The organism is Anaerocolumna sp. (assembly GCF_032079385.1).
GTDB lineage: Bacteria > Bacillota > Clostridia > Lachnospirales > Lachnospiraceae > Anaerocolumna.
The window spans coordinates 132,836-149,824 of record NZ_DAMAUC010000012.1 but is presented as its reverse complement, the minus strand read 5'-3'; the positions used below and the strand labels follow the sequence as shown (position 1 = coordinate 149,824).

General features: G+C 34.2%; 16 protein-coding genes. 1 reads left to right on the top strand and 15 read right to left on the bottom strand.

Features of this window, described 5'->3' with window-relative positions; genetic code table 11:
- Positions 1-895 precede the first annotated feature (895 nt).
- The 6 genes from nspC to speD all read right to left on the bottom strand — a co-directional run bounded on the left by nspC (position 896) and on the right by speD (position 7,903).
- Positions 896-2,032: a carboxynorspermidine decarboxylase gene (gene nspC, locus RT261_RS11840; protein WP_331665472.1), complete on the bottom strand. Its 1,137-nt coding sequence runs from the start codon at positions 2,030-2,032 to the stop codon at positions 896-898.
- 9 nt (positions 2,033-2,041) lie between these two features.
- Positions 2,042-3,241, bottom strand: a complete 1,200-nt coding sequence (locus tag RT261_RS11835) for a saccharopine dehydrogenase family protein (protein ID WP_313132713.1) — start codon at positions 3,239-3,241, stop codon at positions 2,042-2,044.
- A gap of 212 nt (positions 3,242-3,453) precedes the next feature.
- Positions 3,454-4,299, bottom strand: coding sequence for an agmatinase (speB, locus tag RT261_RS11830; protein WP_313132711.1), 846 nt, complete (start codon positions 4,297-4,299; stop codon positions 3,454-3,456).
- Positions 4,292-5,140 (bottom strand): polyamine aminopropyltransferase, encoded by an 849-nt coding sequence (speE, locus tag RT261_RS11825; protein WP_313132710.1) that lies wholly within the window; start codon positions 5,138-5,140, stop codon positions 4,292-4,294. Before speE ends, speB begins: the two co-directional genes overlap by 8 nt.
- A gap of 258 nt (positions 5,141-5,398) precedes the next feature.
- Positions 5,399-6,853, bottom strand: coding sequence for an aminotransferase class I/II-fold pyridoxal phosphate-dependent enzyme (locus RT261_RS11820; protein WP_313132709.1), 1,455 nt, complete (start codon positions 6,851-6,853; stop codon positions 5,399-5,401).
- 246 nt (positions 6,854-7,099) lie between these two features.
- Positions 7,100-7,903 (bottom strand): adenosylmethionine decarboxylase, encoded by an 804-nt coding sequence (speD, locus tag RT261_RS11815; RefSeq protein ID WP_334308249.1) that lies wholly within the window; start codon positions 7,901-7,903, stop codon positions 7,100-7,102.
- A 589-nt stretch (positions 7,904-8,492) separates the two neighbouring features.
- On the opposite strand from speD, the gene RT261_RS11810 reads away from it, so the two are divergent.
- Positions 8,493-9,014, top strand: coding sequence for a hypothetical protein (locus RT261_RS11810; protein WP_313132707.1), 522 nt, complete (start codon positions 8,493-8,495; stop codon positions 9,012-9,014).
- 233 nt (positions 9,015-9,247) lie between these two features.
- Here the strand turns inward: RT261_RS11810 and RT261_RS11805 are convergent, their stop codons facing one another.
- The 9 genes from RT261_RS11805 to mtaB all read right to left on the bottom strand — a co-directional run.
- Positions 9,248-10,507, bottom strand: coding sequence for a peptidase U32 family protein (locus tag RT261_RS11805; RefSeq protein ID WP_313132706.1), 1,260 nt, complete (start codon positions 10,505-10,507; stop codon positions 9,248-9,250).
- Between the two features lie 291 nt (positions 10,508-10,798).
- Complete coding sequence (locus RT261_RS11800) at positions 10,799-11,455, bottom strand: O-methyltransferase (protein WP_313132705.1); 657 nt, start codon at positions 11,453-11,455, stop codon at positions 10,799-10,801.
- Between the two features lie 227 nt (positions 11,456-11,682).
- Entirely contained in the window at positions 11,683-12,081 is a 399-nt protein-coding gene (locus tag RT261_RS11795) for a hypothetical protein (protein WP_313132704.1), read from the bottom strand.
- Between the two features lie 67 nt (positions 12,082-12,148).
- Positions 12,149-13,819 carry a ribonuclease J gene (locus RT261_RS11790; RefSeq protein ID WP_313132703.1) on the bottom strand — a complete coding sequence of 557 codons (1,671 nt, stop codon included), beginning with the start codon at positions 13,817-13,819 and terminating at the stop codon, positions 12,149-12,151.
- Between the two features lie 97 nt (positions 13,820-13,916).
- Positions 13,917-14,414, bottom strand: coding sequence for a Fur family transcriptional regulator (locus RT261_RS11785; protein ID WP_331665471.1), 498 nt, complete (start codon positions 14,412-14,414; stop codon positions 13,917-13,919).
- Between the two features lie 53 nt (positions 14,415-14,467).
- On the bottom strand, positions 14,468-14,737 hold the full coding sequence (locus RT261_RS11780) for a DUF1292 domain-containing protein (protein ID WP_313132702.1): 270 nt from the start codon (positions 14,735-14,737) through the stop codon (positions 14,468-14,470).
- 14 nt (positions 14,738-14,751) lie between these two features.
- A complete protein-coding gene (gene ruvX / locus RT261_RS11775; protein ID WP_313132701.1) occupies positions 14,752-15,201 on the bottom strand; it encodes a Holliday junction resolvase RuvX in 450 nt (149 codons plus the stop codon).
- Positions 15,202-15,432: 231 nt separating this feature from the next.
- A complete protein-coding gene (locus RT261_RS11770) occupies positions 15,433-15,696 on the bottom strand; it encodes an IreB family regulatory phosphoprotein (RefSeq protein WP_313132723.1) in 264 nt (87 codons plus the stop codon).
- Between the two features lie 154 nt (positions 15,697-15,850).
- The coding region (gene mtaB / locus RT261_RS11765; RefSeq protein WP_313132700.1) for a tRNA (N(6)-L-threonylcarbamoyladenosine(37)-C(2))-methylthiotransferase MtaB at positions 15,851-16,989 on the bottom strand (1,139 nt) is incomplete at its 5' end.

The window sequence follows — 16,989 nt, the reverse complement described above, 5'->3', positions numbered from 1 at the left end:
AGTTTATGAAGGGCAAAGCTGTGTATTGAAATAAGTAGCTTTTTTATAAGATTCATAGTACTTTGTGATAAAGAAATATTTCTTAAAAAATTAATCCTCAGTCTGGTCAATCATTTCTATTGACACCAAGATATATAAAAGTTCTAAATCTATAAATTATTATAGATTTTAATTCCCAATAGAATTTAAAATATACGTGTATAATTTAGAAAAAATATAGAAAGTGTAAAGCTTTTTGCTATTTAAAATTTGGATATGTTCTAAGCTTTTTACTCCGGGTACTAATGATACATGAAAGCATTAGTTACCAACAGGAATAAGATAATGTCGTCAGACAATATCTTATATGCGAAGATATATATTTTCGCGGTGCTTTTCTTTAATAGTATTTCTTTATAGTAGGATACTAGCTTATAAAAGGCATTTTAATAAAATCATAAAATTGTTGGCATAACAAATTAAGTATATTTTACTTGTATTGCTAAGTTATCAGCTGATTTACAAAAACAAATTCAGTAAACAGCTTTGCCAGAACAACGTAAATTGAACTCAGAAAGTATTACTGGGGTTTTCGTAATGACTCTTAATAAAGTAAATTAGGATAACGTGGTGTATAAGATAAATTTGGCGTCATCCGGCCGAGAAGGCTGTTTATGGCCGACTAGAGACTCTGTGACAAGTATCGCCCTCTGCGATACTTGTCATGCGCTTTGAGGCTCTACAAAGGCCATGCCGCACGAGGGAAAGGTAGCAAAATTTATCTTATACACCACGTTATCCTTACAAAACATAAATTAAGTCATTATGAAAGCCCTAGTAACACTTTCTGAGTTCTCTATACCCTCAGGCAAAGCGTACTATTGTTCGTAGTCTAAATTTTTATTTAATTAAGAATCTATGATAGCCTCATTTTGAAGTCTTTGTATCCAAATTCCTTTATTATTTGTAATTTATTTTCCTCGCTATATAGTGCAATTGCTGGTAAACTAATTCCGTTAAAGGTATTGTTTTTTACCATGGTATAGATGGCCATGTCGCAAAAAACTAGAGTGTCTCCTGGTTTTAGTGGGTTTTTGAAGGAATAGTCTCCTATTATATCACCGGCTAAACAGGTAGGTCCGCCAAGTCTGTAGGTATATGGATGTTCTCCCGGTTGACCAGAATCAATTATATTTGGGCGATAGGGCATTTCTAATATATCAGGCATGTGGCAGGCTGCTGAAGTATCAAGTATGGCAAGATCAATGTCATTGTGAAGGGTGTCTAGTACTTTAGAAACTAAATATCCGGCATTTAGTGCTACCGCTTCACCGGGTTCTAAATAGACTTCTACGCCGTATTTTTCTTTCATAAACTTTATAGAGCGAATCAATGTAACCAAGTCATAATCTGGTCTGGTAATATGATGTCCGCCGCCAAAATTAATCCATTTGCATTTAGCAATGTATTTACCGAACTTTTCGTCTACCACCTTAACGGTACGTTCCAATACATCGGAATTTTGCTCGCACATGGTATGAAAATGAAGTCCGTCAATGCCCTCCATTTCTTCCGGTTCAAATTGAGATAGAGTAACACCTAATCTGGAACCAGTGAAACATGGGTTATACATATCCGTTTCAATTTCAGAGTATTCCGGATTGATACGGATACCACATTCTATCTTTCTGTCTGTTTCCTTCACCTTGTTTTTATACTTTTTCCATTGGGAAAAGGAATTGAATACAATATGGTCACAAATAGATAGGATTTCATTCATATCCTCTTCTTTATAAGCCGGAGAGAAAATATGCACTTCACCTTCCATTTCTTCTTTTCCAAGCCTTGCTTCAAATAAGGAGCTTGCCGTTGTTCCCTGAAGGTATTTTCCTATTAGAGGATAGGCTGCATACATGGAAAAAGCTTTTTGTGCCAGCAGGATTTTACAGCCGGTCTGATCCGATACGTATTTTAATATCTCTAAATTTTTCTTTAGCAATCTTTCGTCTACTACATAAACAGGTGTTGGTATGTTGATAAAATCTATATTCATTGTCATTTCCTATTCTACTAAATCTGGATTAAAGCTTTCCTGCCAAGGTAATCCAAATTTATTCAAAGCCTCCATAAATGGGTCCGGATCGAATTCTTCAATGTTGAATACCCCTGGTTTCTTCCACTTTCCGGTCATTACCATCATAGCACCAATCATAGCAGGAACACCGGTAGTGTATGATATTGCCTGAGAACCAACTTCTTTGTAGCATTCTTCATGATCACAAACATTATATAAATAATAAGTCTTTTCTTTTCCGTCCTTAATACCCTGGAAGATACATCCGATGTTTGTTTTTCCCTTTGTTCTTGGCCCTAAGGATGCTGGGTCTGGTAAAACTGCCTTTAAAAATTGCAGAGGAACAATTTGATGTCCTTCAAATTCAATTGGTTCAATAGAAGTCATTCCCACATTTTCAAGGCATTTTAAATGAGTTAAATAATTTTGTGAAAACGTCATCCAGAAACGAATCTTTTTAATCCCCTTGATATTTAAAGCAAGGGACTCCATTTCTTCATGATGTAATAAAAACATATCTTTTTCACCGATTTCAGGGAAGTTATACACTCTTTTAATGGACATAGGTTCGGTTTCGATAAACTCGCCATTTTCAAAAAAACTTCCATTGGCAGTTACTTCTCTAATATTGATTTCCGGATTAAAGTTTGTTGCAAATGGATATCCATGATCCCCTGCATTGGCATCCAGAATATCAATTTGATGTATTTCATCAAATTGATGTTTCATAGCATAAGCTGAGAATACGCCGGTAACACCCGGGTCAAATCCGCTTCCAAGCAAAGCGGTAATGCCTGCTTCTTTGAACTTTTCCTTATATGCCCACTGCCATTTGTATTCAAATTTAGCGGTATCTAGTGGTTCATAGTTAGCAGTATCCATATAGTTTGTTTTTGTTGCAAGGCAAGCATCCATTATGGTTAAATCCTGATAAGGCAGAGCTACATTAATAACAATGTCCGGTCTAAAACTGTTTATTAACCCAATCATTTCTTCCGTATTATCTGCATCTACCTGCGCAGTTGTAATTTTTGTTTTTCCACCCTGTAATTTTTCTTTTAATTCATCACATTTTGATTTGGTTCTGCTTGCGATACAGATTTCTTCAAATACCTCAGAATTCTGGCAACATTTATGAACAACAACACTGGCAACTCCACCAGCACCAATAATTAACGCTTTTCCCATTTAATTTACCTCCGTTTTTATTAGGTGTTTTTTATAATAGCTTCAAGTATATCAATACAGTTCATATTTTTACTAAACATATTAATTTGAGGACAAAGCTTTCTTAGATATAAATTTACTTAAGAATTTATACTTCTATCTGATATGCTCTGACACTTTTAAATAGATAGCTTAGCCAGACATAAAAGTTTACTGTTAATCATTATTTGTTATTAAGCCAACAATAAAAGTATCTCCCTAACCAATTTACAAGCCAGTGCAGTAGATGCCCCGCTTTGGTCATATATAGGCGACAGTTCGTTCATATCAAGGCCTACAATATTTAATTTACTTACTTTTTTCACCGCATTTAATAAATCAAGGAAAGTTATGCCGCCAGCTTCCGGTGTTCCCGTTCCCGGGAATGCGCTAGGGTCTAAAACATCCAGATCAATAGTAAAGTATACCGGTTTTCCTTTCAGGCTTTCTGTTACTTCTTCCAAGCCTTCAAGCGTGAACTTGGTAGTTTTTACATGATCCTTACCCCACCGAAACTCTTCTCTGTCACCGCTTCTGATGCCAAATTGAAAGATTTTGTTATCACCTACTAAGTCCCAGCATCTTCTCATAACAGAAGCATGGGATAAGGTTTCCCCTAAGTAATCTTCTCTTAAATCGGCATGGGCATCAAAGTGAATGATATGCAAGTCTTCATATGCCTTTACCGCGGCACTTACAGCTCCTAAAGTTACAAGATGCTCTCCTCCAATCATAAAGGGAATCTTGCCGTCTTTTATAACTTGTGAAGTAAAATCTTTAATATCTTCCAAAGCTCTTTTAGGATTACCAAAAGTCAGCTCTAAATCACCGCCGTCAAATATCTTGTAATCGGTTAAATCCTTGTCCACATATGGACTGTAAGTTTCAATACCAAAGCTTTCGTTACGTATGGCGGAACTAGCAAATCTTGTACCGGGGCGATAGGAAGTAGTACTATCAAAAGGTGCTCCAAATAGTACTATTTTACTTTCATCATACTCACTGTCACAACCAATAAATGTATGAATATTTTTATTCATCTTCTAATTGCTCCTTTACATAATTGGGTAAGGCAAATGCCCCTTTGTGTAGATCTGTATTATAATACTTTGTCTTTATTCCTAACTCATTCCATTTATCTGTATCTAAATCCTTTACGGGATCATATTTTTTTGATGCAAATCCAAATAGCCAGTGCCCTGATGGATAAGTAGGAATATGCGCCTGATAAACCTTTGCAATAGGAAAGTATTCCTTTATCCTTTGATGTGCCCGTTTCATGGAAACTGCATATGATTCATAATAAACACTTTCATGCTGATTTACCAGAATTCCTGTTTCATTTAAAGCTTTATAGCAATTACCGTAAAATTCTTTGGTGAATAAACCTTCACCAGGTCCGAAAGGATCCGTAGAATCAACAAGGATTAAATCATACTCTCCTTCTTTTCTACGGACAAATTTAAGGCCATCTTCAAAGTACAGATGAACTCTCTTATCATTTAGTCCGCAAGCAGTGAAAGGGAGATATTCTTTGCATACTTTCACTACTTCTTCATCTATTTCTACCATATCAATATGTTCAATGGTTTGATAACGAAGCAGTTCCCGCACTGTTCCACCATCTCCCGCTCCAATGACTAATACTTTTTTGATATTGGGATTTGCAGCCATTGGAATATGGGTAATCATGTCATGGTAAATAAATTCATCTTTTTCTGTGACCATTAAAAAACCGTCTAAAGTTAGAATCCTTCCAAAGCCTTTTGATTCAAATACGTCAATTCTTTGGAAATCACTTTTTACACTGACTAACTGCCTGTCGATCTTTATAGAGAATTGAGCATATTTCGAGTGTTTTTCCGTATACCATAAATCCATGGTTCAGCCTCCTTTCATTTCTGTCACTGTGAGTTTATCCGATTATTCCAAGCTTATACTGGTATTTTAAGCTTATACTGATTATTCTAAGTCCTTGTCTTTCTAAAGTCTTTGTCTTTCTAAAGTCTTTGTCTTTCTAAAGTCTTTCTCAATCATTCCAAGCCTATTTGCCCATCCTACGTCTTTCCTGAAGAATCTAAAACTATCATTCATCTATAGTATGACCTTGATAACATTCACAATGACACTATTAAAATATTATTTCAGAACTACATTAATATTTTCAACGTTCAAATCCTCTGTTCCTGTTAGAAAGCTTCCCTTTTCCTTGGCATATTGAATATACTGTATTACTTCTTCCGTAATTCTCTCGCCTGGGGCTAATATGGGTATTCCCGGAGGATAGCACATAACAAATTCACCGCAGACTTCTCCAATGCTTTCTTGTATAGGCAAGGATTTTTTAACGCCATAGAAGGCCTTTTGAGGGATCATGGCAACATCCGGATTGATGTATTCATGGTCTAGCATTCCCGATATGTCATCTTTTCCATATAATCTTTTAATTTCTGATAAGGAGGCAATTAACCGCTCAATTTCAAATTCTCTGTCTCCGGCAGATACAATGGCAAGGAAATTACTGATATCACCAAATTCCACCTGAATGCCATACTCATCTCTTAGCAAATCATAAACTTCAACGCCGGCAAGTCCCACTTTTCTGGTATGAACGGATAGTTTGGTGGGATCAAAGTCATAGGTGGTATCTCCATTAATGATTTCCTCTGCAAATGCATAATAGCCGCCTAATTTATTAATTTCTCCTCTTGCATATTTTGCAAGCTCCACTGTCTTTTTAAATATTTCTTTTCCGTTTAAACTTAGGTTCTTTCTGGCTATATCCAATGAAACCATAAGCAAATAAGACCCGCTGGTTGTCTGAGTAAGATTGATTATCTGTCTCACATAATCAGGGTTTACACCTTCTCCGCATAATAAAAAAGAGCTTTGGGTTAAAGAACCTCCTGTCTTATGCATGCTTACAGCTGCCATATCCGCTCCGGCTGCCATTGCTGATACAGGCATGTTCTCACCAAAATAAAAATGTGTTCCATGTGCTTCGTCCACAAGAACTTTTATATTATTACTATGTGCAATCCTTACAATTTCTCTTAAATTAGAGCAGATGCCATAGTAAGTGGGGTTATTCACCAGGATTGCTTTCGCATCCGGATTCTCTTTTATGGCTTTTTCCACATCTGCTACAGACATACCCAATGGAATTCCTAAATTCTTATTCACGCCCGGATTTACATATATCGGTACTGCGCCACACACAACCAGCGCATTGATTGCACTTCTGTGTACATTTCGAGGCATAATTATTTTATCCCCTGCTTTGCAAACGGACATAATCATCCCTTGCACGGAAGCTGTGGTACCATTTACAATAAAGAAAGCTGCTTTTGCACCAAAGGCATCTGCCGCGATTTCTTCTGCTTCCTTAATCACTGAAACAGGATGAGTAAGGTTGTCTAAAGGTTTCATAGAATTTACATCTAATTTTAAACACTTTTCTCCCAGGAAATCGGTTAATTCTTTATTGCCTCTTCCTCCTTTATGTCCGGGCACGTCAAAAGGAACTACACGATTTAACTTATGTCTTTGTAGCGCCTCGTGTATAGGCGCCTTTTGCTGCAAAAGTATATTCATTTAACACCCATACCTTTCAATACATGAGTTTAGCCTTTGGCATAAGCTCATGGAAAAGTTGGAAATATATATAAGCACTATCTATTCCAACATATATTAACTATAATAAATATGTGTGAATACTGCATCTTAGTCTATTCGTATTCATCTTTGCATAATTAGAACCATTTATTCCAATATTTTTCTTACGTAAAATTGAAGTACACTATTAATTTCCAATCATCAAATATCTCATTGAAAATAATTCTAGTATATATTCATGCCGCTAAATATTTCAATCATCTCTTTACGCAGGCTGTTGGTTATTTCCAGTCTCTGTTTTGGCGGCAATTCGTACACATCTTTATTGAAAAGATAATTCTGCAGCTCAATCTCTTTAATGAGCATTTTCGTATGAAAAATGTTTGATTGATAAACATTCACGTCAATTGCATCATATTTTTTTAAGGTACTATCGTCAATATAATCTTGAATAGAAGTAATATCATGATCAATATAGAACTTTTTACCTTCAACATCCCTGGTAAATCCTCTGACTCTATAATCGATTGTAATAATATCCGAATCAAAGCTACCAATTAAATAATCCAGCGTATTCAGTGGCGATATTTCACCACAGGTAGATACATCAATATCTACACGAAAAGTGGAAATGGAATTATCCGGATGATACTCTGGAAAAGTGTGGACTGTAACATGGCTCTTATCCAAATGAGCATGTACAAAGTTACCTTGCTCAATGTGATATTTCCCCTGATTGCAAGATTCATCAATATTCTCAGGTGAAAGTTTTTCTTCTGCAATTAAAATATTTACAGAAGCCCCCTGCGGATCGTAGTCCTGCTTGGAAATATTTAATACTTGTGCGCCTATTTTGTCTGTTACGTCACATAAGATTTTTGTTAATCTTTCTGAATTATATTGTTCATCAATGTATGCAATATAATCCTTTTGTTCTCTCTCACTTTTTGCATAGCAAACATCATAAATGTTGAAGCTAAGTGTTTTTGTGAGGTTGTTAAAGCCATACAAAGTCAGCTTTTTCTCCAACCCTAACATCACAACCTTTCTGTTAATAATTCGGCTTATTGTAGCATGTTTGCAAGTAAAATGCAATGAAAAAATATTTATTTTTGAACACAAACTCTGTCACAAGAATGATTGAATATTAAATAGCAAAGCAATTCTTATTATGCAATTAAATAAACGACAATCAGCAATAATATTCAATAGTAAAGATTAATACCACTTTGTGAAGTCAAATGTAATGTTTGCTATTTAAACTTCTCCATGGTAAAAACTAAACATTTTTTACAAGTGTTGATAAGGTTCATTATTGGTATAAACTGTAAAGTCCTTTTTCAAAACGAAATTAGTATTATGTAAAAATCAGGTCTTAATTATCATATATTGGTGTTTGAATTAATATTGACATATTTTCCATATATTATATAATTAAGTTGTAACTCATTTACATTTCTTATATCAAACACATTCAGGTTCAATATCTGTTAATGCAAGTATAGGTGGTGTAAGTGCTGGTTTTTCTCTTACTGGCGTAGCCAAACAATGGTCTCTAAATGTAACACTTGATGGGTTTGGATATTAGATTTTAAAAGTGTAAAGAATGGAGTTTATTTTGAAAAAATTTTTTATAATCATATCAGTCTCAATATTATTTATATTTATTTCTATAATAATAATATCAAATAAATCGGTTAAAAATAATGATCAATCGTTAATTAATTTTTTTAAAAAAAATGAAAAAGAAGTAAAAATATTGCGAAGAGAAAGAAATGAAAATGACCTGTTTGTATTATATCAGGTTGATAATGGCGATATTTTTATGAAATGGTTTACTCAATACCGTATGTTTAGAAATTATTATAGGCCTATAGGTGAAGCTTTTTCATCAACTAAATTTTTTAATACATATAATACCGGTAATCCAGAGGAAGCATTAATTGTATTATACGGTGATAATTCTTCTTTAAATGCTCATAAAGTAGAATTTTCAATTGACAATATTACAATTAGTGAAAATATAAGCAACATAAAATATGTATTATCTGTATATCGATTTTATAAAAAAGATCCTGGTGCTGCAAATATTAAAATATTTGACACCGAAGGAAAAGCAATTCTTAATGATAAACACTAATTCTTTATTTTTTATCATCTTAAGTATTAAACTTAAGATTCCTATGATAAGGAAGCTGCTAACTTTCTGTTAGCAGCTTCGATTTATAATCATAAGTCTGTGATAAACATCCTGTAAATTTAATATGAATCCAAGGCGTTCTATAATATGTGACCTAATTAATTGTACATTGAATTACTCCAAGGCGAGGGTGGGGTTTATAATTTAAACCTGTTAGTGAGAAGAAATTAATATTAATTATTTACTTCCTGGTTTCTATATTCTTCTTTTCTTCTCAATATATCGTAGGCATCAATTTCTACTCCAAAGTCTACGAATATCCTTTGCTTTGGATGAGGACAACTATCCATATCCTCTCCATTTTCGTCTGTAATTCTCTTTACGGTTACTATAAGATTCCTTCCGTCGGGCTTCATTACTTCAATTTCTTCCCCTACAGAAAATTTATTTCTTTGTTCTAATTCGTATAGGCCGTCTTCATTCTTTCCGTTAATAATTCCCAGGTAAGTATATTCTTTTACATAAGTATTATTATCGTATATTTGAGCATCCTCGTCCGGCTTTTGGAAGAAGAATCCGGTAGTAAATTGTCTGTAAGTGCATTTTGATATTTCTTCTTTGTAATACGGAATGTTCTCCTGATATTTGATAGGAGATTCGAAGAAATCATCAATGGCTTTACGATAGGTTCTGGTAACTGCTGCTACATATAAAGCTGTCTTCATTCTGCCTTCTATTTTGAAGCTGTCTATCCCTGCATTAATTAATTCTGGAATATATTCAATCATACATAAATCTTTTGAATTGAAGATATAAGTTCCTCTTTCATTTTCTTCAATTGGAAGATATTCTCCCGGACGGGTTTCCTCTGAAATATGGTATTTCCAACGGCAGGCATGAGTACAGGCTCCCCGGTTTGCATCTCTTCCGGTGAAGTAATTACTTAATAAACATCTTCCGGAATAAGCAATACACATAGCTCCATGGATAAAAGTTTCAATTTCCAAGTCATCAGGAATATTTTCCCGAATAGATTTAATTTCTTCTAAAGATAATTCTCTTGCAGATACTACTCTGGTGGCACCCATCCTGTGCCAGAAGCGATAAGTACCATAGTTCACATTATTTGCCTGTGTACTGATATGGATATCAATATCAGGTACTTCTTCTTTTGCAATCTCAAACACGCCGGGATCAGAAATAATAAGTGCATCCGGTTTGATTTCTCTTAATTCTTTAAAATACTTTCTGACACCGGACAAATCTTCATTATGAGCGGTGATATTAGCTGTTACATATACCTTTTTGCCATAAGAATGTGCAAATTCTATACCTGCTTTCATATCCTCATTACTAAAGTTCTTTGCTTTTGCTCTTAATCCATACATTTCTCCGCCAATATATACTGCATCTGCGCCATACATAATTGCAGCTTTTAAAACTTCTAAATTACTGGATGGAATTAATAACTCTGGTTTTTTATATTCTCTCATGTTTACACCAATTATATATTACATTTATGTTCCTATTTGATGCTCTGGACCGATGTAATATTTCCACAAATAATAAATGAAGCAAAATGGAATTCTAAATAAATTTCACTTTCCAAATTTATTTGGAATTTCATTCTGGAGCTCTTCTAACCGAAGACATGGTCTTCTATTTAAGAAGGTGCTTTTTCTTCACATTTTGAAATAAATCTATTGTGGTATCCTTTCTATATCTCTTTTTCAACTTCAATATAATATCATTTTAACATAATATCGTTTCAACATAATATCTCTTTACTTTATTTTAACACTTACCGTTACCCCATCTCCTACAGGAACAATTGACGTTTCCAATTCCTCCATATGGGTTAAGGCAAATAAATATTCTCGCATTCTTGAATGGATGGTTCGATCTCTTCTTGTAATACTGTATCGGGACTCTGCTACGGTTCCATCCTGTAGCACATTATCTGTTATCAAGACCCCTCCAACAGGTAATAACTTCATAACTTCCGGTAAAAAGTTCATGTATTGCGCCTTAGCAGCATCCATAAAGATAAAATCAAAAGCAAATGGTTCGGTCTTAGCAAGATTGCCTAATATTATTAAGGCATCTCCTTCAAGCAGTGTGACCATTTCTCCTACGGTTGCCTCCAAAAAATTCTTTTTTGCCTTTTCAAGACGCAGCGGCATCTTTTCTATAGTGGTAATAGAACAGCCTTCCGGCATATATTCACTCATGAAAAGAGACGAAAAACCCACTGCTGTTCCTACTTCCAGAATTCTTTTAGGTTGTTTCATGGATATTAATACCTTTAAAAATGTCTGAGTTTCTTTTCTTATAATTGGAATACCTTCCAGTAGAGCTGTTTTCTCCAGTTCCCTTAAATAAGGCGGTAATTCCTGAACTAATGAATTCATGTAATCTGTAATTCTTTCGTCAACTATCATGGTATGCTCCCTATTGTAAAATAAGGAAATACTTTGGTATGTAGTACCGCCAATTCCCTTAACTTTTTGTGTTTTATGAACAAAGGGCGAATCGTTGCAGATTTACTACGATTCGCCTCTAATTTTAATACTGTTTTTCGGTTTCGTCAACAATTTGGTTTTCCATGAAAATATGTTTTCATGGAATAAAATCCATATTGATGCCATTTCCACGAAATAAAATAAGTCTATTCTATCTCTTCTTCTGTGGACGGAACCGTAATAATAGAAAATATCTCATCATAGGTCATAGAAGTATTTACCGTATAAACACCTGGCATAATAACATACTTCTTAAGTTTGGCTTTTACATAAAAAGAGTATTTATTCACGATTACCCTGTTTACTTCCAACTTGCTTGCTACATTCATTGTAGATTCACCTTTTTTAATCTGAATCTCCACATCCCGTCCCGGTGCTTCTTCTTTCGTCACCTGTCCAAAGATTTGATAGGTAAAGTCATAAGTCAGTTGACTAATCTTTGCTATAAAATAAATAACAGCTATATAAAATATAATATTTAGCAACATTCGAATTATGAAACTAAGTATTTTTAATGCATTTTGTGATGTGGACTTAGAAGCCATACTTGCCATCTCCTTTTAAGTATAATAAGCCATCCCCCTATAATTGATTTTCTATTATACCTTTAATTTATACTTCCATAATGATTGGTAAAATCATAGGATTTCTCTTTGTTCTCTTCCATAAATAATCACTTAAGGAATCCTTTACCTCTGATTTAATTTTACCCCAATCCGAAGTGTTCTTGTTTAAACATCTTTCCAAGGCACTGTATACAACCTCTTTGGCTTCATCCATAAGGTTTTCAGACTCTCTTACGTATACAAATCCTCTGGATACAATATCAGGTCCGGAAAGAATTTGGTTTGAATACTTTTCTAAGGTAACTACAACGATAATTAAACCGTTTTCTGCCAGATGCTGTCTGTCACGAAGCACAATGTTACCTACATCGCCAACACCTAGTCCGTCAACCAGCACTCCCTGTGCAGGAACCTTACCAACTAAACCAGCTTTTTCTTTTGACATTTCTAAAACATCGCCGGAAGATATAATAAACACATTTTCCTTTGGTATTCCCATGGTTTGTGCTAATTCTGCGTGTTTCATCAGATGTCTGTATTCACCATGAATTGGCACTGCATATTGAGGTTTCGTTAAAGCATAAATCAGCTTAATTTCCTCCTGGCAGGCATGACCGGATACATGGGTATCCTGGAATATAACTTTAGCTCCCTTCATGGATAATTCATTGATAACCTTTGATACCTGTTTTTCATTTCCCGGAATCGGATTGGAGCTGAAAATAACCGTATCTCCCGGTTTAATGGTAACTTTTTTATGAATGGAAGCTGCCATTCTGGATAACGCCGCCATGGATTCTCCCTGGCTGCCTGTTGTTATTAAAGTTAATTGTTCATCCGGATAATTCTTCATTTGTTCAATCTCTATAAGAATATTATCCGGTATATTAATGTAACCAAGATCTTGCGCAATTGAGATAATATTAACCATACTTCTTCCCTCAATTACGACTTTTCTTCCAAACTTTGCAGCAGAGTTAATAATCTGTTGCACTCTGTCTACGTTGGAAGCAAATGTAGCTACAATAATTCTGCTTCTTACATTATCTGCAAATATATTATCAAATACCTTACCCACCGTTTTTTCTGACATAGTAAAGCCAGGTCTTTCAACGTTAGTACTGTCGCAAAGTAAAGCTAATACACCTTTTTTGCCTAATTCACCGAAACGCTGTAAATCAATAATATTACCGAATACAGGTGTGTAATCTACCTTAAAGTCTCCGGTATGCACAATGGTTCCGGCAGGTGTAAAGATTGCAAAAGCTGCAGCATCTGATATACTGTGATTAGTTCGAATGAATTCGATTCTAAAACAACCTAGATTAATAGATTGTCCATATTTTATCACTTTTCGTTTTGTAGTTTTTAAAAGATTATGTTCTTTGAATTTATTTTCAATAATACCAATGGTTAACTTTGTCGCATATATAGGAACATTAATATCCCTTAATACATATGGTAAAGCACCAATATGGTCCTCATGTCCGTGAGTTATAACAAATCCTTTAACTTTGCTAATATTATCTTTCAGGTAGGTAACGTCTGGGATAACCAAATCGATTCCTAACATTTCATCATCTGGAAATGATAAACCGCAGTCTACAACGATAATACTATCTTCGTATTCAAATGCAGTCATATTCATTCCTATTTGTTCAAGTCCTCCTAAGGGAATTATCTTAACTCCCTTTATGTCTGTTATCTGTTCATTCAAAAGATTGCACCTCCAATGGTTAGTTTATGTAATATTGTCCATTATATTTACAGTGCACTCCTTATTTAATTAGATTAAAACTTCAAATGATTTTGCTTTATTCACCCTGATTCTTTTTTTGGCAGTCTCTACAGTATCCATACAATTTAACTTCGTGATCAACGACTTTAAAATCCATGGAATCCTGAATCCTTGTCTCCAAGGTTTCTAACATATCGTCCTGAAACGTAAATACATTACCACAATCAAGACAGATTAAATGATGATGATGGTGTACTGTTGCATCATCTCCATGATGACCTATTTCATATCGCACATAACCATCACCTAAATTTAATTTGTCTATTAGGTTTAACTCAGATAATAATTGAATTGTTCTATAAACTGTTGCTAATCCAATATCAGGATTCTCCTGTTTTACACATTCATATATTTCTTCAGCAGTTAAATGTTCATCCGGTCTGTCTTCCAGCGTCTCAAGTATTAATATTCTTTGGGTTGTAACCTTAAGCCCTTTTTGTCTTAACAACATTTTAAATCTTTCTTGATTATCAGGCATTCTTATCACCTTCCCGGTTTCCTTTTGATAAATCATTTAAAATACATATAATCTAATTGAATAGTTCGCACTAATTATAATCAAATTTATTATTCTGTTTCAATTTTAACATCATCTAATAATTCTTCAAATATTTTGGCAATTGCTCCCAGTTCCTTTTCGTCTTCTACCACATCATAAACAACTGATTCATCCGTATCTTCAGATATAGCTTTTAATATATAAGCATTGCCTTCTTCATCGTTTTCGTTAGCATCCGTAACCAAAAGATAGGTATTACCATTTAATTTTGTCTGCTCTAACACGTGAAATTCTACAGTTTCATCATTGTCAGTAGTAAAAATAACTTTATTATCCATTATTTCGCTCCTTGCTATTCACTATCTTCCCGATTTTCTCTTTGCTGACTCAGCAAATCCAAATATCCTTGTAAAATTAATACCGCGGCTATTTTATCCACTACTTTCTTTCTATCTTTTACCTTTACATCTCCAAGGTCCAAAATCTGATGGGCAGCTACTGTGGTAAGCCTCTCATCCCACAAAATAACCTCTAATCCGGTCCTATTTCTCAATCTCTCTGCAAATTCTTCCGATTTTATTGCCCGTTCACCAATGGTATTGTTCATATTCTTGGGATAGCCTAATACAATACGCTCCACATCATACACTTTTATTAATTCTTCTATTCTTGCCAAAGTTTGCCGTAACTTATTCTCCTGCTTTCGATGAATAGTCTCGATTCCCTGTGCGGTTATTAACAGCTCGTCACTAATAGCCACTCCGACTGTGACAGAGCCGTAATCCAATCCCATTATTCTCATATTTATACCTATTGCAGTACACATCTGTTTACATATACGTTGCTCTGTTTTAAAGTTCTATTACTTTCAAGACTGATACTCTGCTTACAGATCTATTACCCTTCTTAAAGATTTGTTCTCTTCTTGCAGGTTTGACACTCTTCTTTCAAATCTGTTACTTGCAAGTCTGTTCCTATGCATTAGATGTGGCTGCTTTATAATCCTTTTCATACTTTCTTTAACGTCGTTCTATTATTTCGCTACATTGTGTTTAATATAATTGGTCAACAATTCTTCCAGAATTTCATCTCTCTCAACTTTCATAATCAAGCTTCTTGCACCTTTGTGGCTTGTTATGTATGTGGGGTCCCCCGACATAATATATCCGACAATTTGATTAATTGGATTATAACCCTTTTCCTTCATTGCAATATATACCGTTGATATAATATCTCTTACTGAAATTTCATTTTCTTTCTGCACTTTAAAATACTGTGTATGATTCATTTCCTGCATTTCATCACGTCCTTCTTTTAACATAATGGTTAGAAAGCTATATACATATTCTACTTAATAAAGGCTAAAACGAGAATAAATATTTAGATCTAACTCAATAATTATGATTTCGCACATTGTATTATATCTATATTAATATAAATCAAATGAAATTTCAATCCATTATTTCACAGAACATAATTTCTTTTGTAAGATTTTTTATGACTTTCACGGTTACAATTTGATTAATCAAGGTATTTTCAGCATTTATCGCTAATTTTACATACCTCTCATTGTGCCCTATTTGATATTGCTTACCGTCAATTTCTATAATTTCTTCGATTAAAATTCTTTCATTTTTACCAATGAAGGAATTGTGATAGTCTTCCATCATTTTTGAATTCAAATCAATAAGAATATTACTACGCTCTGCTTTTATCTCTTCTTTCACCTGATTAGGCATACTATAAGCTCTGGTGCCGTTTCTCTTGGAGTATTTAAAGATATGCATTTGAGCAAAAGCGACTTTTGCTAAGAAATGTTTGCTTTCCTTAAACTCTTCTTCTGTTTCTCCGGGAAATCCTACTATCACATCTGTTGTAATAGCTGGATTATCAAAGTATTTTCTTAAAAGTTCACATTTTTCATAATACTCATTTGCAGAATATTTACGATTCATCCGCTTTAGTGTTTCATCAGACCCACTTTGTAAAGATAAATGAAAATGAGGGCAGAATTTTTTGTTAACAGCTAAAGTCTTGGCAAATTCTTCGGTAATTATTCTTGGTTCTAAGGATCCCAGACGAATTCTTTCCAAACCATCAATTGAACTAAGATTTACAATAAGCTCTAACAGCTTTGATTCTTTCTTTTCATCTAAATCAATACCATAGGAAGTTAAATGTATTCCGGTTAAAACAATTTCTTTATACCCTTTCTTAACAAGATTCATTACTTCTTCCATAATGGACCCTTCATCTCTGCTTCTTACCCTGCCTCTGGCATAAGGAATGATGCAATAAGAACAGAATTGGTTACATCCGTCTTGAATCTTAATATAGGCACGTACTTTCTCAGTTACCGATTCTATCATAAGAGGCTCATATTTTGCTTCTTTACTTAAATCTATAATAACTTCATCTTCTATATTCTTACCCTGATTATATTCTTTTAAAATATCTATAATTTTATTTTTTTTGTTATTTCCAATAACAATGTCAATGGCATCATCCTGTTCCAACACATCTTTTGCTGCCTGAACATAACAGCCAACTGCAATAACCGTGGCATCTTCATTTAATTTTCTAGCTCTGT